The 9,540-nt window shown below is 66.4% G+C and carries 9 protein-coding genes and 1 pseudogene; 2 read left to right on the top strand and 8 right to left on the bottom strand.

The window, feature by feature from the left end:
* From AC27IQ_RS14430 to AC27IQ_RS14400, 7 genes are all read right to left on the bottom strand, one after another.
* A partial coding sequence (locus AC27IQ_RS14430; protein ID WP_487089882.1) for a methionine ABC transporter ATP-binding protein occupies window positions 1-879 on the bottom strand: 879 nt, incomplete at its 3' end.
* Window positions 876-1,706 carry a MetQ/NlpA family ABC transporter substrate-binding protein gene (locus AC27IQ_RS14425; protein WP_487089881.1) on the bottom strand — a complete coding sequence of 277 codons (831 nt, stop codon included), beginning with the start codon at window positions 1,704-1,706 and terminating at the stop codon, window positions 876-878. The genes AC27IQ_RS14425 and AC27IQ_RS14430, both read right to left, overlap by 4 nt.
* Entirely contained in the window at window positions 1,703-2,518 is an 816-nt protein-coding gene (locus AC27IQ_RS14420; protein ID WP_487089880.1) for a MetQ/NlpA family ABC transporter substrate-binding protein, read from the bottom strand. Before AC27IQ_RS14420 ends, AC27IQ_RS14425 begins: the two co-directional genes overlap by 4 nt.
* 94 nt (window positions 2,519-2,612) lie before the next feature.
* Window positions 2,613-3,443: a MetQ/NlpA family ABC transporter substrate-binding protein gene (locus AC27IQ_RS14415; RefSeq protein WP_317360179.1), complete on the bottom strand. Its 831-nt coding sequence runs from the start codon at window positions 3,441-3,443 to the stop codon at window positions 2,613-2,615.
* Entirely contained in the window at window positions 3,440-4,861 is a 1,422-nt protein-coding gene (locus tag AC27IQ_RS14410; protein WP_487089879.1) for an LLM class flavin-dependent oxidoreductase, read from the bottom strand. The genes AC27IQ_RS14415 and AC27IQ_RS14410 overlap by 4 nt, the downstream gene beginning before the upstream one ends.
* A 20-nt stretch (window positions 4,862-4,881) precedes the next feature.
* Window positions 4,882-5,706, bottom strand: a complete 825-nt coding sequence (locus AC27IQ_RS14405) for a MetQ/NlpA family ABC transporter substrate-binding protein (protein WP_487089878.1) — start codon at window positions 5,704-5,706, stop codon at window positions 4,882-4,884.
* 31 nt (window positions 5,707-5,737) lie between these two features.
* Window positions 5,738-6,979 (bottom strand): SfnB family sulfur acquisition oxidoreductase, encoded by a 1,242-nt coding sequence (locus AC27IQ_RS14400; protein WP_487089877.1) that lies wholly within the window; start codon window positions 6,977-6,979, stop codon window positions 5,738-5,740.
* Window positions 6,980-7,347: 368 nt separating this feature from the next.
* Here AC27IQ_RS14400 and AC27IQ_RS14395 point away from each other — a divergent pair, with 368 nt between their 5' ends.
* Together AC27IQ_RS14395 and AC27IQ_RS14390 are read left to right on the top strand one after the other, a co-directional pair.
* The gene (locus tag AC27IQ_RS14395; RefSeq protein ID WP_487089876.1) at window positions 7,348-8,490 is read left to right on the top strand and encodes an ImmA/IrrE family metallo-endopeptidase; all 1,143 of its coding nucleotides are present in this window, start codon (window positions 7,348-7,350) and stop codon (window positions 8,488-8,490) included.
* Entirely contained in the window at window positions 8,487-8,987 is a 501-nt protein-coding gene (locus AC27IQ_RS14390) for a DUF4411 family protein (RefSeq protein ID WP_487089875.1), read from the top strand. The genes AC27IQ_RS14395 and AC27IQ_RS14390 overlap by 4 nt, the downstream gene beginning before the upstream one ends.
* A gap of 224 nt (window positions 8,988-9,211) precedes the next feature.
* On the opposite strand, the pseudogene AC27IQ_RS14385 reads toward AC27IQ_RS14390, so the two are convergent.
* Window positions 9,212-9,540: pseudogene (locus AC27IQ_RS14385) on the bottom strand (ATP-binding cassette domain-containing protein); the annotation flags it as partial.

The raw sequence follows: 9,540 nt of genomic DNA, 5'->3' as shown, positions 1-9,540 counted from the left end.
CGCCAGCAGCGCGCGCGTGGCGTCGTGCTGCGGCGCGCCGAACACCTTCCACACCTCGCCCTGCTCGGCGATGCGGCCCTGCTCCAGCACCAGCACCTGGTCGGCAATCTCGCGGATCACGCTCATCTCGTGCGTGATGAGGATGACGGTGATGCCCAGCCGCCGGTTGATGTCGCGCAGCAGCTGCAGGATGGCATGCGTGGTCTCCGGGTCCAGCGCCGAGGTGGCCTCGTCGCACAGCAGGATCTCCGGCGCCGTGGCCAGCGCCCGGGCAATGCCCACGCGCTGCTTTTGCCCACCCGACAGGCGCGCGGGGTAGGTGCGGTGCTTGTCCGAGAGGCCCACCAGGGCCAGCAGCTCCTCGACCCGCTGGTGGATGGCGGCGGGCCGCCAGCCGGCCACGCGCAGCGGCAGGGCCACATTGTCGTACACCGTCTTGGCGGCCAGCAGGTTGAAGTGCTGGAAGATCATGCCGATGCGCCGGCGCAAGGCCACCAGGCCGTCGTCGTCCAGCGTGGCGATGTCGGTGCCATCCACCCGCACGCGGCCCGAGGTGGGCGACTCCAGCCGGTTGATGGTGCGCAGCAGGCTCGACTTGCCCGCGCCGCTGCGCCCGATGATGCCGAAGATGCTGCCGGCGGGGATCTGGAGGCTGATGTCCTCCAGCGCCGCCACCGGCCCGGCGGACGACGCGTACACCTTGCCGAGCTGCTCGAAGATCACGGAGCCTGATGCAGCGCCGGCCTCCGCCGATGGCGCAGGCGGCGGTGCCTCCCCGGCGCGGGGCTGCGGTGCCCCGGCAGGCGCCGTGGCGGGGGAGGGTGCCGTGCCGGCAGCGCTGCGCCAGACGGGGGAAGGGGAGGCAGCGGTCAGGCTCATGGCGTCTTCCAGGGCAGCGTGTACAGCTTGGGGTCGTTGTTGAAGCGCGCGGACACCACCTCGCGCACCTTGGGCGACTGCTGGAACAGCTGCACGAAGCGGGCGATCTTCGGGTCCTGCACCTTGTCCTTGCGCGCGACGAAGCCCATGGCGTAGAACGAGTCGTCGATGCCGGAGTACAGCAGCGCGCGGCTGGCCTGCTCCTTCTTGCCGGCGTTGACGAAGTAGCTGGGCCACACCACGGCCAGGTCCACGTCCTGCAGCGAGTGGATGAGCTGCGGGCCCTCGATCTCGTAGAAGCGCAGCTTCTTCGGGTTCTCGACCACGTCGTTCACGCTGGCGCCCACGGCATTGCCCTGGCGCAGCTTGATGAGGCCGGCCTTCTGCAGCAGGAGCAGCCCGCGTCCCTGGTTCACTGGGTCGTTCGCCACCGACACCTTGGCGCCCTCGGGCACGTCCTGCAGCCGCTGGATGCGGTTGGAGTAGATGCCGATGTTCTGCAGCAGGCCCAGGCCCACCAGCTGCAGCTGGTAGCCGCGCTCCTTGATGGCGTTGTTCAGGAACGCCTGGTGCTGGAAGAAGTTCAGGTCGATGTCGCCGTTGTTCACCGCCTCGTTGGGCAGCGTCCAGTCGGTGAACTCGACCAGCTTCACCTCCAGGCCCTGGGCCTTGGCCTCGGCCACCACGGCCTCGACCGCGTCGGAGGTGACGCCGGGCGTGGAGCCGATGCGGATCACGTCGGCCGCGTGCGCTGTGAGGGCGGATGCGGCCAGCAGCCAGCCCAGGGCGGCGGCCTTGAAGGGGAAGAAGCGGGGCGCGCGCATCATTGCTGCGTCCAGGCCAGCACGTACAGGCGCTTGTCGCCCGCGAAGGCGCGGTCGATGGCGGCCTTCACCGCGTCGGAGTTCTGGAACACCTTCACGAACTTCTGGATCGCCGGGTCCTGCGTGCGGCTGGCTTTGACCACGAACTGGATGGCGAAGCGCGCGTCTTCCACGCCCGAATACGCCAGCCCGCTGGACGGATCGAACGCCTTCGACGCCACGATGAAGTGCGGGTAGCCCTGGGCGATGTCCACATCGCCGGTGATGCGCACCAGCTGCGGGCCTTCCACCTCGACGAACTTCAGCTTCCTGGGGTTCTGCACGATGTCGTCCACCGTGCCGACGAAGCCCACGCCGGGCTTGAGCTGTATGAGCCCCGCCTTTTGCAGCAGCAGCAGGCCGCGGCCCTGGTTCACCGGGTCGTTGGCCAGGCCGACCTTGCCGCCCACCGGCACCTCGTTGATGGTCTTGTGCTTGAGCGAATACAGGCCGATGTTGGCGAGGAAGCTCGTGCCGGCGCTGGCCAGCTTGAAACCGTTCTTCTGGATCGCGTTATCGAGGAAAGGCTGGTGCTGGAAGAAGTTGATGTCCAGGTCGCCCGAGTCCACCGCCACGTTGGGCGTGGTCCAGTCGGTGAACTCGGTCACCGTGACGTCGATGCCCTGCGCCTTGGCGTCCTTGGCGGCGGCCGCGATGGCGTCGGCATAAACGCCCGGCAGCACGCCGATGCGCAGCTTGTCGGCCGCATGGGCGGGCAGGGCGCCCAGCACGGAGAGGGCGAGGAGGGGGGCGAGGAGGAAGCGATGGAGTGGCATGTCAGGGGCCGCGAAAGGCGGTCGTTGGGGTGGGAGGAATCGAAGGTGAGAAAGGCGTCGGGGGCGTCGGGGGGGGGGCGAGTTCAGGGATGCGTCAATGCGCGGCCTTGGCGAGCCATGGCAGGCTGTAAAGCCGCTCATTGCCGGCGAAGGATTTGCCGATCTGCGCACGCACGGCGGGCGAGTCTTGATAGACCTTCACGAAGCGCTGGATGCGCGGGTCCTGCGCGTTGTCCTGGCGCGCGACGAAGCGGATGGCGTAGGCCAGATCGTCGATGCCCGAATACAGCAACGCGCTGCCTGCCACCTGGGGCTTGCCGGCATTGACGTAGTGCGCCGGGTAGCCCTGCGCCAGGTCCAGGTCGTCGAGGGCGCGCACCAGTTGCGGGCCTTCGATCTCGGCAAAGCGCAGCTTTTTCGGGTTGGCCACGATGTCGTTCACGCTGCCGCGCGCGCCCACCCCGGGTTTGAGCTGAATGAGGCCGGCCTTTTCCAGCAACAGCAGGCCGCGGCCCTGGTTCACCGGGTCGTTGGCCACGCCCACGCGGGCGCCGTCCTTCAGGTCGGCAAAGCGCTGCACCTTGAGCGAATACAGGCCGATGTTGGGCAGCAGCCCCGTGGCCACGCTGACGAAGGCATAGCCGCGCTCGCGGATGGCGTTGTCCAGAAAGGCCTGGTGCTGGAAGTAATTGAGGTCGATGTCGCCCGCGGCCAGCGCGGTGTTGGGCGCGGTCCAGTCGGTGAATTCGATGACCTTCACGTCCAGCCCCTGCTGGCGCGCCTCCTGCGCGGCGACCTGCACGGAATCGGCCAGCGAACCGGGCGTGACGCCGATGCGCAGCGGTGGCGCGGGTGTTTGCGCGGTTGCCGTCGCAGCAGCGAAGGCCGCGAGCCAGGAAAGAAGGCGTTGAACCAGGCGTTTCATGGCTGTGCTTCCAGGGCGGGATGGGGTTGGGGCGGCCGGTGGGCGGCGGCGCTGGGGGCCTGGCGCCGGAAGGCCTGGGCCGCATGCCGGGCCGGCAGCCGGTCGCCTTCGCCGAAGAGGCGGCTGCGCAGCGTGCCCTCGGCGTATTCGGTCTTGTAGACGCCCCGGCTTTGCAGCTCAGGGATCACGAGGTCGATGAAGTCTTCGTAGCTCTCCGGCACCACGGTGCGGCTCAGGTTGAAGCCGTCCACGCCGGTCTCGGCCACCCACGACTGCAACTCGTCCGCCACCTGCTGCGCATCGCCCACGATGGCGGGGTAGCGGCCGCCCAGCGAGAAGAGTTCGAGCAGCTTGCGGCGCGTCCAGCCGTGCTGCTGGGCCGTGCGGCTGGCCGATTCGATGGCGTTGCCGGGCGAGTAGTCGACGGGCGCGTCCAGGTCGTACTGCGCGAAGTCGATGCCCGTGCTGGCGGCGAAATGCGCCAAACCCGCCTCGCGGCTGGCGTAGCGCAGGTAGTCCGCGTGCTTCTCGCGCGCCTCGGCCTCGGTGCGGCCCACCACCACCGCCGCGCCCACGAAGACCTTCACGTCATCGGGCCGGCGGCCGGCCCGCACCAGTTGCTCGCGCAGGGCCTGCACGGTCTTGCGCGCAGCCTCTTTGTTGGGGGGTGAGATGAACACGCACTCGGCATGGCGCGCGGCGAACTGCTGGCCCCGGCCCGAGCTGCCGGCCTGGAACAGCACCGGCGTGCGCTGCGGCGAGGGCTCGCTGAGGTGGTAGCCCTCCACATCGAAATAGCGGCCGTGGTGCTGCACTGGGTGCACACGCGCCGGGTCGGCAAACACGCGTGCGGCCTTGTCGCGGCGCACCGCGCCGTCTTCCCAGCTGCCCTCCCACAGCTGGTAGAGCACCTCCAGGTATTCGTCGGCGCGCTCGTAGCGCTCATCGTGCGGCAACTGCTGCGGCTGGCCCATGGCGCGCGCGGCACTGTCGAGGTAGCCGGTCACCACGTTCCAGCCGATGCGGCCTTGGGTCAGGTGGTCCAGCGTGGAGAAGCGCCGCGCCAGCAGGTAGGGCGCCTCGTACGACAGGTTCACCGTCACGCCGAAGCCCAGGTGCTGCGTGGCGGCGGCCATGGCCGGCACCAGCAGCAGCGGGTCGTTCACCGGCAGCTGGATGGATTCGCGCAGCGGCACGTCCACGTTGCCCTGGTACACGTCGTAGGTGCCCACAATGTCGGCCAGGAACAGGCCGTCGAACAGGCCTCGCTCCAGCGTGCGGGCCAGATCGGTCCAGTAGGCCAGCGTGCGGTAGTCGGTGCTGCGGTCGCGCGGATGCGTCCACAGGCCGTGGTTGATGTGGCCCACGCAGTTCATGTTGAACGCGTTGAGCAGGATGTGGCGCTTCGCTTGTGTCACGGTCGGTCCTTGTGCCGGTCTCAGCGCTTCAGCCAGGTCAGGCGGTAGAGCTTGGAATCGTTCAGGTAGAAGGCGTGGATCGCCTTGCGCACGGCGTCGGAGTTTTGGTAGATGGTCAGGAACTGCGCGATGCGCGGGTCCGCCGCCTTGTCCTTGCGCGCCACGAACTGGATGGCCCAGGAGTCGTCCTCATAGCTGGTGTAGGCCAGCCCCCGGGTCGCATCGAACGCCTTCGACGGAATGATGAAATAAGGAAAGCCCTGCGCCAGGTCCACGTCCTGCGTGGCGCGCACCAGTTGCGGGCCTTCGATTTCGATGAACTGCAGGTTCTTCGGGTTGGAGCGGATGTCGGCCTGCGTGCCCAGCAGTCCGGTGTCCGGGCGCAGCGTGATCAGCCCCGCGTGCTGCAACAGGCGCAGGGCGCGGCCGATGTTGACGGGGTCGCTGGCGATGGCGACCTTGGCGCCGTTGGGCACGTCGGCCAACGATCTATGTTTGGTGGAGTACAGCCCCAGGTACGACAGGATGCCGGGCTGCACGCTGACGAAGTTGAAGCCCTTGCTGCGCACGGCGTTCGCCAGGTAGTTGCTGTTCTGGTAGTAGTTCAGGTCGATGTCGCCCGATTCCAGCGCCACGTTGGGGGTCGTCCAGTCGGTGAACTCCACCACCTGAATGTCCAGTCCCTGGGCCTTGGCCTCCTTGGCCGCCACCTCGACCGAGTCCGCGAAGATGCCCGGCACCACGCCGATCTTGAGCGGTACGGCCAAGGCGCTGCCGGCGAACAGGGCCGCGCCGATGAACGTGGAGAACGTGAAAAGAGCGTGCAGAAAACGGCGTGGCTTCATGGTCGTCGCTGGGTCTTTGAAAAGGAAAAAATCAGATCGCGCCGTGGCGCGGCGGAATGCGGCCGTTGAGGTGGAAATTGCCGACGGCGTGGTACTTCCAGCGCACCGGGTCGTGCAGCGTGTGCACGCGGGCGTTGCGCCAGTGGCGGCCCAGGTTGGGCGCGGCGCGCGTGGCGGCCGAGCCGGCCAGTTCGAACAGCTTTTCGCTCGCCTCCAGCGCGATGCGCGTGGTCAGCACCTTGGCCTCGGCCACGGCCACCGAGGCGCGGGCGCTGTCCTCCGCGCTGAGGGTGTCCTGCGCGGCCAGGGCGTCGAACAGCTCGCCGGTCTCGCGCAGCACCTCGCGTGCGGCATGCAGGTCGATCTGCAGGCGCCCCACGTCGGCGATCACGTAGGGGTCGTCGTGCGCGTGCTGCACGCCCGAATCCACCCAGGGCCGGGCGCGCTCGCGCACGAAGCGCTGCGCATCGGCCACGGCCGCTTCGGCAATGCCCTGGTCGATGGCCGCCTGCAACAGCTGCGACGAGGGGCCGTAGAGGCCCGGCCGGTCCGCCAACTGCCACAGGGGCAGCACATCGTCGGCAGCGACCGGCACGTCGTCGAACACCACGGTGCCGCTGGCGGTGGTGCGTTGGCCGAAGGCGTCCCAGTCGTCCACCACGGCCACGCCCGGCGCATCGCGCGGCACCCAGGCCTGCACGGCGCGGCCCGCGTCGTCGAGCGCCCGCACGGGAATGCGGTGCGCGAAGAGCGCGCCGGTCGAATAAAAGCGCTTGCCCGTCAGGCGCAGGCCATGCGGCGTGGCCCGCAGGCGCGTGCCGCTTTGCAAAATGGTGGCCGCGCCGTCCACCTTGCGCTCAGGCCCGGCATTGCCCAGCCGGCGGCCGGCCAGCACCTCGCCATAGAAGCGCTGCTTCTGCGCCTCGGTGCCGATCTCGCGCAGCACACCCAGCACGCCGAAATGGTTCTGCGGAATCTGCCCGATGGACGGGTCGGCCGCGTTCAGGATCACGAACACCTCGGCCAGCGTGGCGTAAGACACCTGTGGCCCGCCGTAGGCGCGCGGTACGGTGATGGCGCCCAGCCCGCTGGCGGACCAGCGCGTGAGTTCATCCCAGGGCAGGCGGCGTTCGCGGTCGCGCTCGGAGGCGCCGGGTGCGAATTCAGCCGCCAGTTGGTGCGCAACGGCGATGGCTTGCGCATCGGTGGCGATCCGCGCCACGTCGGTGGGAGTCTCGGACAGGTGTGGTTGCAGTGCCGGTCTTGCAGTCATGCCCCGATTGGAGGGCGAGAGGCGGCTGCGTGGTGCGAAGGAATCGGCGCATCGATATGCGGGATTCGTTGTGGGCCGGGCGTCTAAAGAGTTTGCCGTGGATGACCGGAATTCGCCCTGTATTCGCCCTAACTGCAGCGCGCCCTCTTGTTGCTCGATGTTCCGGCTCTAGTTTCGGGCTGAGTCCTCGGCCATACCATGGGCGGTCCAAAGGCGTATCTCTGCTCGGAATGTCCAACTTACGAAAGCGTAAGCGTTCTCTTCAGCGATGAAAAGCTTCACGAGTTATCGACATGCTCAGCACTACTCTTGGCGACTTTTGAATTTCCCCGAACCGTCAGATGTCTCCGTTTCCATAAAATCACTAAATGGCCCACGCTTACGCTCTGATCAATCCTGCGATGCTTCGCTGGGCGCGTGGCCGTGTCGGGCTGGACGTGAACGAGGCGGCTCTCGCTACCGGCGTGAAGCCCGAGCAATTCCAGCGATGGGAGGAGGGAGCCGCTCAACCGACCTTCAAGCAAGCGCAGCGTGTTGCAAGCACGCTGCATGCACCGTTCGGCTATCTCTTCTTGCCCGAAGCACCTGCTGATGAGCTCGCGCTGCCCGATCTGCGCACCGTGGGTGGAGCGCCTGCGGGCAGGCCCAGCATAAACCTCAAGGAAACGGTCCAGCATGCCATGCAGCGGCAGGCTTGGTTTGCTGAATACCTTCAGGAGCAAGGCGCCGAGCCGCTGCCATTTGTAGGTCGTTTCAACACAAGCTCCAACGTGATGCGTATTGCCCAGGACATCCGTGATGTGCTCGGCGTGGACGTCGAGCAAGGGCAGCGCAACTGGGAAACGTACTACCGCGATTTGATCGAAGCATCGGAGCGTGCAGGGGTGCTGGTGATGCGCAGTGGCATTGTCGGTAATAACACCCATCGGAAGCTGGACGTCGGGGAGTTTCGAGGTTTTGCCATCAGCCATTCTTTGGCTCCCATCGTTTTCATCAACTCTTCCGATGCGCCGTCGGCCCGACTGTTTACGCTGTTGCATGAGCTTGCCCACATCTGGATCGGCAGCAGCGGTATTTCCAATGCGGCGCCTAGCAACACGCGTCGGGAAGAGGTTGTATGCAACAGCGTCGCGGGCGAGTTCCTAGCGCCATCGGATGTCTTCGGCGAATTGTGGACTGCGTCTACTCAAAGCTTGGCTCTTCGCGTGGCCAAACTTGCGCAGCAATTCCACGTCAGCCGGTTCGTCATCATCCGCCGCGCCTTGGACATGGGCCTCGTTGATCAGGCAACATACTTGACTTTCTACCGGGCTGAGCTCGATGCCTTTCGCGCTGCAGAGGGCGGCGGGGGTAGCTTTTATCGGAATGCCGCGACCAAGAACAGCGCTCGCTTCGCCAGAGCGGTGATCGCCGAAGCATTCAGCGGCCGCTTGCTGCTGCGAGATGCTGGCAAACTGCTGGGCGTCCAGCCATCGAAGATCCGTGACTTCGCAGGAAACCTCGGCGCATGACGTATTTCCTTGACGCCAACACACTGATCGAAGCGAAGAACCGCTACTACCGTATGACGGTCTGCCCCGCCTACTGGAGTTGGGTGCAACGCAGCCATGGTGCCGGCGTGGTGTCGAGCATCGAACCCGTCGGCGCCGAACTTAGGCGAGGCAACGATGAACTTGCGGAATGGGCAAAGAACCAAGCGCGGCTTTTCCGGCCCGTCACTGATGAGGCCACGCAGCAGGCCTTTGCGCAAGTCGCTGCGCATGTGGCCTCCCAGGCTTCCGAGATGAAGACCGGGGCACTTGAAGAGTTCTTGGATGGCGCGGATCCCTGGCTTATCGCCAAAGCGATGACCACGCAGGATGCCGTCATCGTCACTCACGAACAGTTCAACCTGCAGTTGCGACGCAAGTACAGCATCCCGAACGTGTGCCAGCATTTCGGCGTGGCTTGGATCGACACCTTTGAACTGCTCAGCCGAACGGACGCCAGATTCGTCCTCGCGGACTGAACGGGGTCACATAAGGGTCTGTTCCTGTCCTTCTGGTCCTGATCTGGCCAGGAGCTTGGTCGCAATCCGCCAGGCCAGCCGCACACAAAGGTGATCCAAGTGGTTGCCAGTGCCACGGCATCTTTCAATCATCCTCGGCCGATTCTGCACACGAACTGAAGACGACCAGTTAGGGCAGCTTCCAGCCTTCAAAGACAGACCGATGACGTGGCCACGCGCGCGGCTCACGCTGCGAGCACCTGCGCGCCCTGTCCAAAGTAAAAGTGCCGGATATCGTCCCGCTCGCGCAGCGCATCCGCCGGCCCCGACAGCACAGCCCGCCCCGCATCCAGCACCGTAGCCCGATCCGCATACTGCAGCGCCACCGCAGAGTTCTGCTCGGCCACCAGCAGCGTCAAACCTTCCTCGCGGTTCAGGCGTTTCAACTGCGCAAAGATCTCCTGCACCACACGCGGTGCCAGGCCCATCGAGGGCTCGTCGAGCCAGCACCATGCTGGGTTGGCCATGAGCGCGCGGGCCGATGGCGCACATCTGCTGCTCGCCGCCCGAGGTG

It is taken from the genome of Acidovorax sp. KPB24-07 (assembly GCF_057543315.1).
The sequence above is the reverse complement of the archived record's forward strand: the minus strand, read 5'-3'. Positions and strand labels throughout refer to the sequence as shown.

What these genes read in the sequence shown, in the direction of transcription:
- AC27IQ_RS14425 (WP_487089881.1), bottom strand. Translation starts at nt 1,706, where the DNA reads ATGATGCGCGCGCCCCGCTTCTTCCCCTTCAAGGCCGCCGCCCTGGGC.
- AC27IQ_RS14390 (WP_487089875.1), top strand. Translation starts at nt 8,487, where the DNA reads ATGACGTATTTCCTTGACGCCAACACACTGATCGAAGCGAAGAACCGC.
- AC27IQ_RS14400 (WP_487089877.1), bottom strand. Translation starts at nt 6,979, where the DNA reads ATGACTGCAAGACCGGCACTGCAACCACACCTGTCCGAGACTCCCACC.
- AC27IQ_RS14415 (WP_317360179.1), bottom strand. Translation starts at nt 3,443, where the DNA reads ATGAAACGCCTGGTTCAACGCCTTCTTTCCTGGCTCGCGGCCTTCGCT.
- AC27IQ_RS14405 (WP_487089878.1), bottom strand. Translation starts at nt 5,706, where the DNA reads ATGAAGCCACGCCGTTTTCTGCACGCTCTTTTCACGTTCTCCACGTTC.
- AC27IQ_RS14395 (WP_487089876.1), top strand. Translation starts at nt 7,348, where the DNA reads ATGGCCCACGCTTACGCTCTGATCAATCCTGCGATGCTTCGCTGGGCG.
- AC27IQ_RS14420 (WP_487089880.1), bottom strand. Translation starts at nt 2,518, where the DNA reads ATGCCACTCCATCGCTTCCTCCTCGCCCCCCTCCTCGCCCTCTCCGTG.